The 15391-nt window shown below is 70.6% G+C and carries 11 protein-coding genes and 1 other RNA gene; 7 read left to right on the forward strand and 5 right to left on the reverse strand.

From position 1 onward, the window contains the following. Positions 1-6: 6 nt before the first annotated feature. A complete protein-coding gene (locus IT184_12480; GenBank protein ID MCC7009622.1) occupies positions 7-513 on the reverse strand; it encodes a hypothetical protein in 507 nt (168 codons plus the stop codon). Positions 514-871: 358 nt separating this feature from the next. Here IT184_12480 and IT184_12485 point away from each other — a divergent pair, with 358 nt between their 5' ends. Together IT184_12485 and IT184_12490 are read left to right on the forward strand one after the other, a co-directional pair. Continuing rightward, on the forward strand, positions 872-2221 hold the full coding sequence (locus IT184_12485) for a hypothetical protein (GenBank protein ID MCC7009623.1): 1350 nt from the start codon (positions 872-874) through the stop codon (positions 2219-2221). Beyond that, positions 2218-3381, forward strand: coding sequence for a hypothetical protein (locus tag IT184_12490; protein ID MCC7009624.1), 1164 nt, complete (start codon positions 2218-2220; stop codon positions 3379-3381). The genes IT184_12485 and IT184_12490 overlap by 4 nt, the downstream gene beginning before the upstream one ends. On the opposite strand, the gene IT184_12495 is transcribed toward IT184_12490, so the two are convergent. Together IT184_12495 and IT184_12500 are read right to left on the reverse strand one after the other, a co-directional pair. Next, positions 3343-4257 (reverse strand): hypothetical protein, encoded by a 915-nt coding sequence (locus IT184_12495; GenBank protein ID MCC7009625.1) that lies wholly within the window; start codon positions 4255-4257, stop codon positions 3343-3345. The two genes, IT184_12490 and IT184_12495, sit on opposite strands and share 39 nt — an antisense overlap. Beyond that, positions 4254-6254: a PEGA domain-containing protein gene (locus tag IT184_12500; GenBank protein ID MCC7009626.1), complete on the reverse strand. Its 2001-nt coding sequence runs from the start codon at positions 6252-6254 to the stop codon at positions 4254-4256. The genes IT184_12495 and IT184_12500 overlap by 4 nt, the downstream gene beginning before the upstream one ends. 329 nt (positions 6255-6583) lie before the next feature. Between IT184_12500 and IT184_12505 the strand changes: the two genes are divergently transcribed. Beyond that, a complete protein-coding gene (locus IT184_12505; protein ID MCC7009627.1) occupies positions 6584-7522 on the forward strand; it encodes a hypothetical protein in 939 nt (312 codons plus the stop codon). A gap of 85 nt (positions 7523-7607) precedes the next feature. Continuing rightward, positions 7608-9392 carry a PQQ-binding-like beta-propeller repeat protein gene (locus tag IT184_12510; protein ID MCC7009628.1) on the forward strand — a complete coding sequence of 595 codons (1785 nt, stop codon included), beginning with the start codon at positions 7608-7610 and terminating at the stop codon, positions 9390-9392. Positions 9393-9547: 155 nt separating this feature from the next. On the opposite strand, the gene IT184_12515 is transcribed toward IT184_12510, so the two are convergent. Beyond that, positions 9548-11806 (reverse strand): response regulator, encoded by a 2259-nt coding sequence (locus tag IT184_12515; protein MCC7009629.1) that lies wholly within the window; start codon positions 11804-11806, stop codon positions 9548-9550. An 86-nt stretch (positions 11807-11892) separates the two neighbouring features. Between IT184_12515 and IT184_12520 the strand changes: the two genes are divergently transcribed. Beyond that, positions 11893-12168 (forward strand): hypothetical protein, encoded by a 276-nt coding sequence (locus tag IT184_12520; protein ID MCC7009630.1) that lies wholly within the window; start codon positions 11893-11895, stop codon positions 12166-12168. A 263-nt stretch (positions 12169-12431) separates the two neighbouring features. Here the strand turns inward: IT184_12520 and IT184_12525 are convergent, their stop codons facing one another. Beyond that, positions 12432-13388, reverse strand: coding sequence for a hypothetical protein (locus tag IT184_12525; protein ID MCC7009631.1), 957 nt, complete (start codon positions 13386-13388; stop codon positions 12432-12434). A 65-nt stretch (positions 13389-13453) separates the two neighbouring features. Here IT184_12525 and IT184_12530 point away from each other — a divergent pair, with 65 nt between their 5' ends. Next, complete coding sequence (locus tag IT184_12530; protein MCC7009632.1) at positions 13454-14812, forward strand: hypothetical protein; 1359 nt, start codon at positions 13454-13456, stop codon at positions 14810-14812. Positions 14813-15009: 197 nt separating this feature from the next. Continuing rightward, positions 15010-15365: a transfer-messenger RNA gene (gene ssrA, locus IT184_12535) on the forward strand. Positions 15366-15391 lie beyond the last annotated feature (26 nt).

A 15391-nucleotide genomic window follows, 5' to 3' on the forward strand; every position in this document is an offset into this window, starting at 1 on the left:
GCCGTTCTAGTCAGCCGACGAGCAGGTGTCGCTGATCTTCGTCACGCTCTTCGCCGTCAGGCGCGCGAGCTTGCTCTCGTCGTGATGCGCGCTCGCGGAGCTGGAGCTGCTCGAGCTCGGCGCGCTCATGCTGCCCGCGCTGCTCCCGGGATTCGCGCTGCTGCTCCCTGCGCTGCCGTATCCGGCGCCGGAGCTGCTGGGCGATCCGATCGAGCTGCCCGCGGCCGATGCCACGGTTCCGATGATCGTCACCTGGTGGTTGACCTGCGTCTTCAGGTTCAGCGAGGTCGCTCCATCGATCACGTACGTCTGACCCGCACTCGCCACCGACGACATGCTCGACGAGCTCGCGCCAGGCTGGCTCGCCGATCCCGATGACGGCCGGGCAGACGATGAGATGGAGCCACCACTTGACGTCTTGGCGTTCTCCAGCAGGAACGTATCAGGGTTGGAGCCCTGGATGAGACAGCCCGTGACCGTCACGTTCTGCTCGCGCTCCGCCGCTGATGGCATCGCTGGCTGCTGAGAGGGTGACGAGGACGGGGACTGCGCTGACGGCGACCCGGACGAGGGGGACCCCTGTGCGGCCACGAGCGTTCCGGCAATCGCCACGCTGGCCAACACGCCAAACAGGTTCCGCTTCATGACTTGCTCCTTTTGAACACACCACGAGCCGGGGAGCATGTTCTGAACAGTCCTGGGGAGTGCGACGGTGGGTTGAAGACCAAACGGCGTACCAGACAGGGCGCGCCTCGAAGGGACACGGCGCAGCCAGGCCGGTCCGCCATCGTGTAAGGGGTCCATGTAACTTGTGCCGGCGGCAGGTAAAACCACCAGACCGGCGGCGGGCCGCTTTGTGTATCATGCGCGCGTGGAGCCCGGCACCATCGATCTTCACGGCCAGATCGACCAGATGAACGCCGCGCTGCGCGAATGGCGTCAGGCCCAGCTCCAGTTGGAACCGCTCGAGGCCAGGCTGAAGCTGCTCACCGAGCGTGGTGCCGAGCTGCTGGACCGGTGGGCCGCCGTCGACCAGCGTCACGCCCAGGCCATCGCCGACGTCGAGGCGCGACTGCGCGAGTTTCGGGACGTCGAGAGCCGGCTCCAGCACGAAGCGCTGGACCGGCTGCGCGGATTCGAGCGCGCGATCCAGCACGAGTGGGCCGCCGTGCGCGACATGCACGAGGAGCCGCTGCGGCAGGTGCGGGCGCAGGCGCTCGCGCTCGCGGAAACCTGCCGGGCCACGGCCGACCTGTCCCTGCGGAGCTACGAGCGCGCGGAGGCGCGGCTGGCCGCACTCGAATCGGACCTGCGTGCCGACGTCTCCGCGCTCACGCGCGAGGTGCGCACGGCGCTCGGCCTCGTACAGGGCGGCCAGGCGCTCGCGCCGCCCGCCGCGCCGTTTCCGCTCGACAGCGTGCTGAAGATTCACGAGGAGGAACGCGAGGTTCAGCGAGGTCCCGTGCCTGTGCCTCGACCTCAGGCGGCGCTGCCTGCGGTCGTCGAGCCGGCCGCACCGCCGCCTGAACTGCCGCCGATCGACGTGCCCGTCGCGCCGTTCCGTTTGCGCGAAGTCCCCCGGCCCGAATCGCCCCACGCGGAGCCTCCGCCCGCCGATGCGGTCCGCAGTCTCTTCGGCCGTCGCGTCGCTGCCGGCGGCGTCGTGCTCGTTCTTGCGATCGCCGCGTGGGGCGGCACCGTACTGGTTCGACAACTGAGAGAGACGGCGGAGCGCGCAGCCAACGCCGAGCGTACGGCTGCCGCGATGGACGCCCAGTTGACCGCGGCCCGCGCCGAGCTCCAGCGGCAGGGCGATGCCGCAGCTCGCGCGATGGAGCGCGCCACGCTCCTCGGTGACGTGCTCGCGGCACCCGACCTGTTCCGATTCCCGCTCGTCGGCACCGAGGCGGCATCCGGCGCGTCCGGCCACGTGATCTGGAGCCGGTCCCGCGGAATCGCCGTCAGCGTCTTCGGGCTGGCGTCTCCGGGCGCGGGCTCGACCCATCAGGTCTGGTTGACGTCGCCCGAAGGCGCCGTGCACGTGGGCCAGCTCGTGCCGGATGCCAACGGCGCATCGCTCGTGACCCGCAACCCCGCGTCGCTGCCTCGGCCGGTGACCGGCGTGCAGGTCACGCTCGAGCGAGCCGACAGCATCGGCCGCGTCCCGGCCGGACCGCTGCTGCTCGCGCGGGCGCCGCAGCCCGCTCCCGCCAGCGAATGACTCTGTCGCTCAGCCAGTTGCTCCTGCTGCTCGGGCGGCTCGACGACGATCCGGCGTTCGACAGCGCCACGGAGCGGCTGCGACGATTTCTGCGGGAATACGGACGTGACGCCGAGCTGGTGCGCGGGTGGATCGCGCAAGCCCGGCACGTGCCCGGCGAACAGTACGAGCGCGTGTTGCGGGACCTCGTCTGTTGGCTGGGGCATGCGCTGGGGTTCGACGTGACGTTCCCCGACACGAGCGGACGGTCGGGCGCGCTTCGATGGGGCCGCTGGCGATCCCCATCGTCCCACGAGCTCGCCGTCGTGGTGCAGTCTCCCTGGAGCGGATCGCCGACGCCGGTGGAGGTGCAGCACGTGCTCGAGGCCGGCCGGGAGCTCGCGAACATCGCGGCACCGTTGCTCGTGCGGTTGACGCCTCCGGCCGAGCGGGCACCTGGCGCGCGTCCCGACGTCTACGGGATCTCGGTGATCGATCTCGAGTCGCTGCTGCGGCTGTCGGACCTCGTCGCGCGCGGCGCCCTACCTCATGCTGACGTGCTGGCCGTGCTCGAGGCTGGGGTCCCGCTCAATCGGATCGTCGACGCGCTCGACCGCTCAGTGGATCGACACGAGGCCGCGGCCTCGGACCGCGCCGAGCCGGCTGTCGATGCCGGCGTGAAGCCGCCGCGGTACTGGGTTGCGGGCGTGGTCCCGGACATCGGCATGACGTCCGAGGAGTTCCTGAAGATCGTGGTGGCCGGGCGGCAGGTGGTCGGGCTCGGCGAGAGCTCTGACGGTCAGCGCGTCAGCCCGGGCGACGGTCTCTGCTTCTTCGTGCCGCCCAAGGGCGTCGTCGGTCATGCCACCGTGACGTCGGAGGTCGGCGCGGCCGTGTTGCGCGACCATCGGCGCTTCCGGCAGGTCGTCGAGCTGGAGCAGATCGACCTGCACGTCTCCACGCCGGCGCCGCTCGATTCCGAGACGGTGCTGCGTGTGCGCCGCGCCACGCCGGTGGGCCGGTCGGCGCCGATGCTCGTGCCGATCTCGTTCGACAGCTATCTCATGCTGACGTCGACGGTAGGCGCCCGGACCGGGCCGGGCAACGGGCTTCGCGAGCGCGATCTCGACGCGCCGGCCGCGTCAACGCGACGGGGCGAGGATGATCGGGACGTCCTTTGAGTACCTGACCGGCGTGCCGGCCTTCGTCGCAGGCCGGAACACCCACTGTTTCGCGGCGTCCAACAGCAGCGGATCGTAGCCGCCGCCGATCGGCTCGGCGAGCGACGCCGATTCCACCTGGCCGCCCTCGTTGATCGTCAGCCGCAGGATGCCGCGCAGTTCGCGTGCCGCGAACGCGGCGTTCGGCGGTCGCCACGGCGGCAGACGGCGGCTGACCTCGACGGCGGGGATCACGTCGGCGTCCGCGATCGAGTAGATCTCGGGCGTGCCGGGTGCCCGAGCCGGCGTTGGCGCAGCGGCAGCGACCGCCGGCGGCGACGCGCCGCTCGGCGCCGGCTTCTTCGTGGCGAGCTCGGCTTCGGCCAGCTTGAGGAAGCCGTCGGCGAGCATCCCGAGGTCCGTCATGCCGTTCGCGGCCTGATCCATGTCCTCGTCGGTGAGCAGCCGCTGCAGGATCTTGAGGTCCGCCGCGGCGGCCTCGAAGTCCTTCTGATCGAAGCTGCGCTTCGCGCGGACGTACGTCGTGCGCGCCGTTTCGGGCAGCACGCGCTTCCGCACCGCGTGGAACATGGTCACGAGCCGCGGCGAGACGTCCGCTTCCGACATCCTGAAGAGCGGGCGGCGCTTCACGAGAGATTCGAGCGACTGCTCGGTCTCCGTCGTCCGGCCCAGCGCGAGCAGGCACAACGCGCGGTACTGATCGGCTTCGTCGACCGCGGCGAGATCCTCGATCGCCGAGAGCTTCGCGAGCGCTTCTTCATACGACCCCGCGGCGTACAGCGCCTTCGCCTCCGTGAGGTCCGCGCCGGATGCGGCACGCTCCTGCGGCGCCGCGCCGAGCGCCAGCCAGATCAGCAGCCCCCATGCGGCGATCATTTCGTGAGATCCACCACGACTCTCACGGGAGTTCTCGCGTGCACGACGACGGCCTGGCGACGTTCGCCGAGCTGCGGATGTCGCCAGATGACGTCGTGCTGGCCGACCGGCACCGCCACGTTCGCCACTGGCGTCGTGCCGAGCGGCTGATTGTCGAGCCAGACGTTCGCCCAGGGCAGCGCGTTCAACGACAGCGATCCGTTCGGCACCGGGACGCGCGCCGACACCGTCTTGCCGGCCTCGACGTCCACGGTCAGCGTGTCCTGGATGCCGAGCTGCGGGCTGCTGAGCTCGAGCCGGTGCGTGCCGGCCGGCAGCATCAGGCGGCTCGCCTTGGTCGTGCCGAGGAGGCTGCCTCCCTCCGAGACCTGCAGATCCAGCGGCGTGTCGAACGCCACCCATCCGCCAGCCGACCCGAGCGCGCCGAGCGAGACCATCAACGTAGACGTCGAGCCTGACGCCACGTTGACGGTGCGTCGCGTGACCGTGGGACCTGACGTGAGGACGATGCCGTGTTCGCCGGGCGGCAGCGTCAGGGTCAACGGCGTGGTGCCCCGAGGGCTGCCATCGATCGCGACGCGTGCTCCCGACGGGTCGGACGTGATCTCGAGCCGCCCCGTCGTTGCCGCAGCGGCCGGGCCGGTCACCGCGGCGGATGCTGCGGGCGACGCAGGGACGGGCGTCGTCTGCGGCGCCGGCGTCTGGACGACCGGCGTCACGTGCGTCTCGGCGGTCTGCGGCGGTGCCGGTGTCCGCCAGGCGCGCACGAGCAGCGCGCTCAACGCCACGATCACGAGCGCTTCGACGACGGCGACGGCGGCGAGCAACGGCTGCCGGCGCGCGCGAGGCGCCACCGGCGGCGCGGCCGGGATCGTCGCTGGTGCCGCGGTGCGGATCGGCGCCGGGCTCGTAGGCGCGACGGGCGCGGTCGCGACCACCTGCTCTGGCGGGAACGCCTGCGCATCGCGATCGCGGCGGTCCGGGACGACGCTCCCGAAGTCGAACTCGTCTGGATCCGGAGACGCTGGCGGCGGCTCGGCATCGTCCGGCTGGGTGTTCGCGTCGGGGTTGATCGGAACGACAGTGGGACGAGGCGCGTCTGCAGACATGAGCGTGAGGGGTTTGATGTCAGCGGCCCGAACGCGCTTCTGGCGAGAGCCGCCCGCCAGCTCGCCGCTGGGCCAGGAGTGAACGACTTCGGCCGCTTCGGCGGCGGTCTCGAAGGGGGTGGCGAGCCGGAGCGCCCGGTCGAGCCAGGAGCGCAGGTGCGGATAGGCTGGGCCCCACGGCATTGCCGACTGCTCGTCGAGCAGCGCGGCGAGCTCGGCGGCCGGCGTGTTTGCAGCGACCGGCCGCCCGACGAGCAGGCTCAATCCGAGCAACCCGAGCTGCATGAGATCGAGCCGCTGATCCAGCCGGCCGTCGTCACCGACCGCCAGCCCGAACTCCGTGCGCAGACGCTCGGCAGGGAACTGGAGCGCCGACAGACCGCCGCCGAGCGCGCACTCGGCGATCACCAGCCGTCCGGCCGGCGTGACGAGCACACGGCCGGCGCTGAGCGTGCCATGCGCCAGCCCGGGCCCGTGCGCGTGCAGGTCCGCGAGAGCCGGCGCGAGCTGGCCCAGCAAGTCGGCCGCGAAGCCGGCACCTCTGGCTTCGGTGAGCATCTCCGACAGCCGCCGGCCCATCACGTGCGTCGACACGAGGGCCAGACCGTCGTCGTCGCCGAGCCGCCTCACCGACCGCGCGCCGGCAAGATGCTCGTGATGCAGCGACCGCAGCACCTCGACGCGGTCGCGCAGGGCCGTTTCGAAGGCGGGCGCATCGAAGCCGCTGCGGAATCGCAACAGCTCCAGGTCGCCGGCCGTCGTGTTGTCGAACATGAGGAGCCGGTCGCCGAACGCGTCCGACCATCCGGGCGTGTACCAACTGGCGACCTCTGCATGGCCGCCGGGCACCCGGGTGGGCTGGAGACCGAACAGGGACGAGCGACTCATGGCAAATGACGCCGGCTAACGTGCACTTTCGGCTGTGGAGGTGACGATCCAGGCCGCGGGACAGAGAGCTCCGGCGGCGGGTCCATTGTCCACGATCGCCCCCACGAGTCAAGGATTAGATCGCACCGATTCGATCGCACCGGCGGTGTAGGTTCCGGCCGTCGTGGCCGGCGCCGCGGCGGCCTTTCTCAGGGTCGCCTCGACCGGCCCTCGACGGCCCAGCCCCGGCCCGCGCACGCCCCGCCGCCGGCGCGGCTGGCGGTTTGCTCCGCGCTGGTCTATAAAGGTGCCGCTCGTCAGTCTCATCTGCCCTGTCTGCGGGAGGCGTCATGCAGCGTCGAGAGTTCCTCGTGGGGGCCGTCGCCGCGGCCGGCCTCTCCCGTCGCGCCGCGGCCTCCACCGCCGCCCGCCGTGCCGCGCAGGATCGCATCGCGATCATGACGCTGAACTTCATGGCGCTGCTGAAGCTGCCCGGTCAGCCGCCGAGCCCGGAGCGTACGCTCGAGGTGCTCGATCTGCCGGAGATGATCGCCGACACCTACGGCGTGCACAACCTCGAGTTCCAGCACTACCACTTCCCGTCGACCGAGCCGTCGTACTACCGCGACGTGAAGGCGCGTGTGGACAAGGCGAGGTCGCGAGTCTCGCAGGTGGTGATGGAGTTCGGCGGCCTGAACATCTCGGCGCCCGATCACAACTTCCTGCCCAGGATCCAGGCCATCGATCTGACGAAGGTCTGGATCGATCGCGCCGTGATGCTGGGCTGCCCGCGCGTCATGGTGAACCAGGGACAGCCGTCGCCCGAGAATCGCTCGTACGCGGTCGACACGCTGCGTGCGATGGTCGCCTACGGCACCTCGCGGGGCGTGCGGGTCTCGCTCGAGCCGCGCGGTGGCGGCGCGGGACGAGGCGGCGCGCCGCCTTCCGCCCCCTCCGCCGCGCCGATGCCGCCGGCGCCGGCCGTCGCGCCTGCGCCCGCGCAGCCGGCTTGGACGCTGCTCGACGAGATCATCAAGGCCGCCGGCGCGCACTGGAACATCGACCTCGGCGGGATCGGTGCGGCGACGCAGGAGGAACTGCACGCGGCGCTTCGCGTGATGCTGCCGAGCAGCCACGACAGCATGCACATCAAGCGGAGCGCGAACTGGGACGTCGCGACCGCCGTCGGGTTCATCCGCGAGAGCGGCTACGCGGGACTCTACTCGATCGAAGCGCGCGGCCACGACGCGACGCGCGACATCTTCAACGTCCTGATGGCCACGCTCTGACGCGTCGCGTCGCGGCGCATCGGCGTTCGCCGAAGGAGGCGACATGCAAGGCCCTCGACTTGCTGGCGTCCGACAGCCTCTCCTCATGAGCGTCGGCGTCCTGGCGGCGCTCTTGACGCTCGCACCGCCGGTGCGGCTGGCCGGTCAGCGCGCGGGGCAGGCGCCGCCGGGACGCGACTTCCCGCTCGTCGGCGGCGACCTCGGCAACCGCCGCTTCTCGACGCTGACCGGCATCACGCCCGAAAACGTTCGTCGCCTCGGCGGAGCGTGGCGGCTGCACCTCGAAGGCGGCAGCGCCGCGGCCGCCATGCAGGCGGCACCGGTCGTCGCCGATGGCGTGATGTACGTCGCGTCGGGAAGCGGCGATGTGGTCGCGGTCGACGCCGCGACCGGCGCCGTACGGTGGAGATACGAGTCGACGTTCGGCGCACAGACCAACCGCGGCGTGGCGATCGGCGACGGCAAGGTGTTCACCGGTCAAGCCGGCAGCCGGCTCGTCGCGCTCGATCAGCGCACCGGCACCGTCGCCTGGACGACGACGCTGGCGGAGCGCGGACCGACGCCCGCGCCGCCCGTCTACTTCGACGGCCTCGTCTACATGGGCATCGCCGGCGGCGAAAGCGGCGTGCGCGGGCAGTTCGGTGCGTACGATGCGGCGACCGGCCGAGAGGTCTGGAAGTTCTACACGCTGCCCGGCCCCGGCGCGTTCGGACACGAAACCTGGGAGGGCGACTCCTGGAAGTACGGCGGCGGGCCGGTGTGGACGCATCCGGCGCTCGATCCGGATCTCGGCCTGATCTACATCGCCGTCGGCAACGCCGGACCGGACAACGACGGCACGAAGCGCGGCGGCGACAACCTGTTCACGGTGTCGATCGTCGCGCTCGACGTCAGGACCGGCGCGTACAAGTGGCACTTCCAGGAGGTGCACCACGACATCTGGGACTACGACAACCCCACGCCGCCGGTGCTCGCTGACGTGCGCGACCAGGGCGGGCCGCGCAAGATCCTCGTTCACACCGGCAAGACCGGCATGCTGTACATCCTCGATCGCGCAACAGGCAAACCGCTCGTCGGGATCGAGGAACGCGACGTGCCGCAGGAACCGCGGATGAAGACGGCGCGCACCCAGCCGTTTCCGGTTGGCGATCCGGTCACGCCGCTCTGTCCGGAACCGGGCAGCGTGCCGGCAGGCTACGCGAGCGCCTGCATCTTCGGTGCGTACTGGGACCAGCCGGTCGTGATGGCGCCGGGCACTCTGGGAGGCGCGAATTGGGCGCCGATGTCGTTCAGCCCGCTCACCGGTCTGGTGTACGTCGCCGGATCGATCCTGCCGTCGGCGCACGGTCTGCGCCGGCAGGACTTCAACGAGCAGGCGCAGCGACTGGAGAACGTCGGTGAGGGGATCGGCTTCTTCCGGCCGGGCGGCGTGCCGCGTGCCGGCACGCTCTCCGCGATCGACCCCACCACCAACCGCATCGTCTGGCAGAAGCGCACGACGTATCCGATCAGCAACGGGAGTGGCCTGTTGAGTACCGCGACCGGCCTGCTCTTCCACGGCGAGCCCGATGGACGGATGGGCGCGTACGACATCCGCACGGGAGACGTGCTCTGGCAGTTCCAGACGGGCGCAGGCGCGGACGCGCCGGCCGTGACCTACGAGGTGGATGGCGAACAGTACGTCGCGATCGTCGCGGGAGGGAACAGCTTCATGTCGAGCCCTCGTGGCGACAGCCTGTGGGCGTTCAAGCTCGGCGGCACCGTGCCGGAAGATGCCGCGCCGCCGGCGCCTCCCGTCGTGACGCCGGAGCGCGGCCGTGGAGCGGGCGGCCGCGGATCGGCCGCCGTGCCGCCGGCGCGCGGACAGTAGCACCAGCCTGACCCCGTCGGCCCATCGCTGAACGCGACACCGCCGATCAGACCGTATCGCACGGCCTTTGCCGCGCGCGCGTCAGGTCCCAACGCAATCGTCACCATGACGAGCGCGTTGTCCGTGCTGACGGCAACGGGGCGTGAGGCGGCGCGTCAGCCTGCAGACCTGAGCAGGTCCGTCAACACCTCGGGGCTGACCGGCTTGACGAGATGTCGATCGAAGCCCGCCTCGGCAGACCTGGCGCGATCGGACGGCAGGCCATAGCCGGTGAGCGCGACGAGCACCGGCCGCGATCGGCCTGCGGGCGCGGCGGCGCGGATGCGCCGCGCGAGGTCATAGCCCGTCATTCCCGGCAGCCCGAGATCGATCAACGCGAGATCCACCCGCTGTTCGTGCAGGCGCGTCAGCGCCGTCTCGCCGTCGCGCGCGACGACCACGTGATGGCCGTCGAGCCTCAGCAGATCCTCCAGCATCTCGCGCGCATCGTCGTTGTCTTCGACGACGAGCACGGTGCGCTCGAGCGGCGAGGTCCCGCGTGCCGCCGCCGGCGCGCGGGCTCCAGACGCGGCGATGGCCGGCAGGTCGATGGTGAACGTGCTGCCCGCGCCAGGCCCGTCACTGGCCGCCGTCGCCGATCCGCCGTGCAGCTCGGCGAGCCGGCGCACGAGCGTGAGACCGATGCCGAGCCCCCCGTGCGCGCGATCCAGGCTCCGCTCGCCTTGCACGAACGGCTCGAAGACGCGGTCGACCAGATCCGATGGCATGCCTGCTCCCGTGTCGGTCACGCGGAGCACCGCCCGGTCGGCATCCCGGCTCACCGTCACGGTGATGGTGCCGTCAGTGGGGGTGTACTTCGCCGCGTTGCTGAGCAGGTTCTCGATCATCTGCGCCAACCGGGTCGCGTCGGCATTCACCCACGCCGGTTCCAGCACGGTGACGACGTGCTGCGCGAACTGTCTGGAGCTGACGACGTCGGCGGCCGCCGCGGCCAGGTCGATCGGCTGGCGCTGCAACATGATCTTGCCGGTCATGGCCCGCGCCGCGTCGAGCAGATCATCGGTCATGCGCGCGAGATGATCGACCTGCCGCCGGATGATCGCCCGGGCGCGAGTCGAGGTCTCCCGCGCCGCCCGCGGATCGTCGAGCAGGCGGCTCGCGTTCGAGATGGCGCCGAGCGGATTGCGGAGCTCGTGGCCGAGCATCGCGAGGAACTCGTCCTTGGCGCGGTTGGCGGCCTCCGCGATCTCGCGCGCCTGCTGCTCGCGCGCGAGCAGGTCGTCGCGCTGCCGATCGCCCTGCGCGCGTTCCGTCGCCGCGCTCGCCAGCGACTCCGCGACTTCGTCCAGCTCCTGCACGCCGGTGGACGGCGGGGTGAACGGCTCCCGCCGGCCGAGCGCGACGGCGGCGCGCCGGAGCTGCGCGATCGGCCGCGTGACGCTCCGCGCGATCAGCAGCGCGACGATGGCGCCGATCACGATCGAGAGCACGATGCCGGTGCCGTACGTCGCGAGCGACGCGGACGCGCCGGCTTCGGCCGCCGACCGCGGCATGCCGATCGCGACCGTCCACCCGGTGACCGGCGAACGGCTGAACGCGGTGTAGACCTGTTCGCCCTCGAGCGTCGAGGTGAGCCCCGATCCCTCGTGATCGAAGCGGGCGACGAGGTCGCGGAGCGTCGGAGCGGGACCCGCGCCGAGAAACGCTTCGTGCTGCCGCGACCGCGCCACCCGCTGCAGCCGTTCGTCGAACACCGAGATGATCCAGTCGTTCGGCAGACGCTGCCGCGCGATGACGTCCAGCATGCTCGATGGCAGCAGGACCGCAGAGAGCACGTAGCGCACGATGCCCTCCTGCACGATCGGCAGGCTGACAGGGAAGGCGAGCGCACCTTCCGGCCCGCGGGTCAGGTAGCCGATCTGTGGCTTGCCGGTGGCGATTGCCAGCGCCAACGTTTCGGGTTCCGACACGCCCGGCGCCCGGGTGCCGAGCTCGCTCCGGGTGCTGAGGACCACGTGTCCCGCCGCGTCCTGCAGCAGGATGCTCTGCCAGTGCGATCGCGTTGCCGCGACGCGCCGTGCGAGCTCGTGGAATCCGCGCAGCTCGCCGGCTTCGAGTAGGGGAGAGGTGCCGAGTGCCTCGAGGACCGATACCGAGCGCATCAGCTCGCCGTCCACCGCGGTGGCGAGGGCGCGGGCGATCTCAGTGCCGGCACGCTGGGCCTGCTGGCGCTGTGAGCGCGTGAGCGCCGAGAGCGCGAGCCCGGCCATGATGGCCAGCGGCAGGATTGCCGCGGCCGTGAGCAGGAACAGCCGGCGGCGCAGCGGCACCGCGCCCTCAGGCGCGCGCGTCGCGGGGGCGTCGCCGCTCCGAGCTGGCGTGCCGTTCTCCGCGGACGAATCAATTGTCGTCATCGACCTACTGCCGCACGCAACCCGGGAGCAGGACATTATCGCTCATGGGGTACAGGTCTTGCTCACGTTCTGGTCGGAGCATGCCGATGGAGAAGCGTCGCACCCAGAAGATCCCGACGGAGCGCCACCGAGCCACACCAACCGATCTCGACGACGCGAAGAAGCAGCCGGCTGTCGAAGAGAACCGCGGCGACGGCACGGACAGCGGCGGCAACGGGATCGACGATCGTGACGATCGTCCGCAGCCGTCCGGTCTTCCGTCCCAGCCAAGCCAGGGCGGGTACGGCCATCGATCCTCGCGGCGCGGCCATACGACGCCGGTCGGCAGCGGCCGGAATCAGCCCGGGACGGAACCTCGATAGCGAGGACCTGCGCGCCGAGAGCGGCGCAGTGGCGCGAGATTGTCAGTGGTGGGTTGTGTGTTCGAGCGCGGCCGGGGATGACGCTCGAGACGCTCGGCTTTGAGGTCGACGCTGCTTCTGTTACCGATGCGCTTGGTTTCGTTCATCGGCGTGCGGCCAGTCGTTTGTGAGCGCGGCGCGCCTTCGCAGCGTGGAGGCAACCGCGCACGACGGCAGGCCGCCGCATTTGAGCGGAAATCAGACCGCGTGAGCGGCCTCCGCGATCAGGAGCGAAGGCCGGACAAATACCCGACGGCCGCTGCCACCTCGTCCACCGCCGGCCGCAGGCCCGGGAAGTCGTAGTCGACCAGCGCTGGCGGCGACGAAGGGGCGGCTGCGAGCGTGTCGAGGACGGCGGCGATCGGTGTGTCGCCGTCGCCGAAGGGTTGGCTGCTGCCGCCATGCCGGCGGCGATCCCTTACCACCACGTACGAGACGCGCGGCAGATGTGCGCGCAGGACGGCAACCGGGTCTCCATCGTCGGCGGTGACGTTGCCGATGTCGAGCTTCAGCGTCAGCGCGGGCGAGAGCGCGAGCGCCGGGCCGAGGCCGATCGTGTCGATGCGCCCGCTTCCCTCGACGTCGTTGTGAATGGCGACCGAGACGCCATGGTGCTCGGCGACCGGCGCCACGCGCCGTGCCGTTGCGAAGGTCATCGGCGACCCGACCACGCGCACGCCGAGCGCCTTCACCTGGCGCAGCGTCGCGTCCAACTCTTCGTCCGTGAACGAGTCGTCGAACGCGAGCGCGCACGCGTGGATCCTGAGACCGGCGCCCGCGAACGTCGCGCGTAGTCGTTCGAAGTGATCGGTCGGCGTCGAAAGCCGCCAGGCACGCAACGCCGTACGAGCGGCGGCGTTGGTCGACGCGATCTCTTCCGCCGAGAGCACGATACGGCGCGGGTACGCCGGTGTGCCGCCGAGAAAGGGCGCCGTGCTGGGCGGCGCGGGTTCGATCGTCGACAAACCGAGCTCGACGTCGGCGACGCGCGCCGCTTTCAGCGCGCGAATCACGTCTTCGACGTTGTCGCGGCCGGTGACGCGCGGCAGATCGCGGAAGCTGGACGTCGTCGCGCCGAACACGACGCCACCGGCCGCGCCGAGCCGGCGCGCCGAGGTGACGGCCAGCGGGATGCCGGCCAGCACGACCTTGCCGAACTCACGTCGCGAGCACGCAGTCATGATCGGTCCTTTCAGGGTCCGTGCTTTCAGGCGCCGCGGGGATGTCGGCGATTATAATCCGCGTCGTGTCCATTCGCGCCGGCGTGGCGGCCTGGCTGACCGGCCTGGCGGTGCTGTCGATGCTCGTCGAGCCGCGCGCCGTGCGGCAGCAACCGCCGGCGGCGGCCTGTGCCGAGCGGCCGGCCGCGGTCATCTCGGCGCAGATTCCTCCGGACGTGTGCATTCCAGACGGATTCGCCGGAATTGCCGTCGACTACTTCGACGACTACTCCTGGCGCGCGTTCGCCGCGCTGGTCTGGCCGGCTGCCGCCGGACGGCGCGGGCTGCCAGCCGACGACCGGCCGGTCACGGCGCCCGGGCCGCGGGTGTTCGACACCTACAAGCCGCTGTGGGAGATCTTCCACGCGGATGGATCGGCGCCGGCGCCCTTCAACGAGTACGAGGGATCCACGTACAACCCGTGCGGCGAGGCTGGCGCCGGCGATGCGATGACGATCGGGTCGGCCTCGGGCATCGACGACATCGGGCAGGCCGGCGGCGGCGTGCTGGACGGGCCGCTCGTGGCGCAGAACGGACGCTACGTGCGGACGCTCACGTCCTTCAACCGGATCGCCTTCGATCACATCGTCCGTCACCGGTTGTACCTTCGAAGCGCGCTGCCGGAAGTCCCTCGCCCGAGACCAGATCGGCCGGTGACCGAATTCCCCATCGGATCGGTGGCCATCAAGAGCGCGTGGGTGAACGTCGAAGGGCTGCCCGCCGGATTGGTGAAGCGTCTCTATACGCGCGCCGCGACGGTCAAGCGCGCGACGGGCCAAGGGTGCGCGCGCGAGACGATGGGGTTGATCGGTGTGCACATCGCGCAGAAGACACCGAGCCGGCCGCAGTGGATCTGGTCGTCGTTCGAGCAGAAGGACGCGGTGCCGCCGGCCTGGCCCGACTCGCCGGGCGCATTTCTGCTGCACGACGGCAGCCAGACGCCGATGCCCGACGCCAATCCGCTCGCGCTCACGCCGCTCGCGCCGGAGCCCGTGCGGCCGTTCAACGTAACGCGCAGCCGGGATGCGCCGATTCTGACGCCGACCGATCTGACGAGCTTCGAGTACCAGCGCCGGCTCGCGGGCACGCCGTTCCAGTACTACAAGCTCGTCGTCACGCAGTGGCCGCGGCTGGAAGGGAACCAGGCCGCGCCGATTCCGGCGACGTTGGATGGGACGCCGGCGAACACGTTTCCTGGTCTCGGCGCGTTCTCGGCGTTCGCGAACGTGACGATGGAGACGTTCAACCAGAAGAGCGTGCAGACGGGCTGCATGAACTGCCACAGCCGGGCTCGGCTCGCGACCGATTTCCTGTGGAGCGTCTTCGACCACGCCTATCCGGCGCAGCTCGGGCCGGCGAGAAGCCCGGTCGTGACCGCGCGCTGAATGCTGCATCGTTGGTTGGGCCGGTAGGCGCCGCCACAACCGCGGTGAGTCGTGACCCGCGTGCTGTCGCGCCTACGGCGGCGTGACGCGCCGGCATGGCGGTCGATGCCGACGCGGCGGCGACGTTGCGTTCTGGCATTGCGGTGTCCGGCCGGAGCTGTCACAATCGAAGAGTAGTCGCGGTGTCTGATCTCTTCGGGGGCGAAAGGCTTCGACGGGGGCAAGGGGCCGCGGGATGCATGCCGAGCTCGTCCATCTCGCTCGTTAAACCGGTGGGCAACCAACGTAACTGCGGACACGCAGCTTGCGCTCGCGGCCTAACTAGGTACGCGACGTTCGCCTCTTTCAGCCGACGGATTGAGAGCGAACGCCATTTAGTCGGCTGGTCCCCGCACGCGCCTGGCGTCGCGCGGGACGAGACTCATCCGGGCTAGCGGCCGGCGCATTCGCCGTTCTTTGTTGCCGGTCGCGAACTTTCAAGAGCGGCTACGCATGTAGAGTTCTGCGGCGACAGGCCTTTCGGACGCGGGTTCGACTCCCGCCGCCTCCACCACTTTTCTTCGATGACGATGGGCCTTC

Source organism: Acidobacteriota bacterium, from assembly GCA_020853395.1.
Lineage (GTDB): Bacteria > Acidobacteriota > Vicinamibacteria > Vicinamibacterales > SCN-69-37 > JADYYY01.

Coding starts and splice junctions, on each gene's coding strand:
- IT184_12480 (MCC7009622.1), bottom strand. CDS start 513: ATGCCATCAGCGGCGGAGCGCGAGCAGAACGTGACGGTCACGGGCTGT.
- IT184_12490 (MCC7009624.1), top strand. CDS start 2,218: ATGACTCTGTCGCTCAGCCAGTTGCTCCTGCTGCTCGGGCGGCTCGAC.
- IT184_12495 (MCC7009625.1), bottom strand. CDS start 4,257: ATGATCGCCGCATGGGGGCTGCTGATCTGGCTGGCGCTCGGCGCGGCG.
- IT184_12500 (MCC7009626.1), bottom strand. CDS start 6,254: ATGAGTCGCTCGTCCCTGTTCGGTCTCCAGCCCACCCGGGTGCCCGGC.
- IT184_12505 (MCC7009627.1), top strand. CDS start 6,584: ATGCAGCGTCGAGAGTTCCTCGTGGGGGCCGTCGCCGCGGCCGGCCTC.
- IT184_12510 (MCC7009628.1), top strand. CDS start 7,608: ATGAGCGTCGGCGTCCTGGCGGCGCTCTTGACGCTCGCACCGCCGGTG.
- IT184_12515 (MCC7009629.1), bottom strand. CDS start 11,806: ATGACGACAATTGATTCGTCCGCGGAGAACGGCACGCCAGCTCGGAGC.
- IT184_12520 (MCC7009630.1), top strand. CDS start 11,893: ATGGAGAAGCGTCGCACCCAGAAGATCCCGACGGAGCGCCACCGAGCC.
- IT184_12525 (MCC7009631.1), bottom strand. CDS start 13,388: ATGACTGCGTGCTCGCGACGTGAGTTCGGCAAGGTCGTGCTGGCCGGC.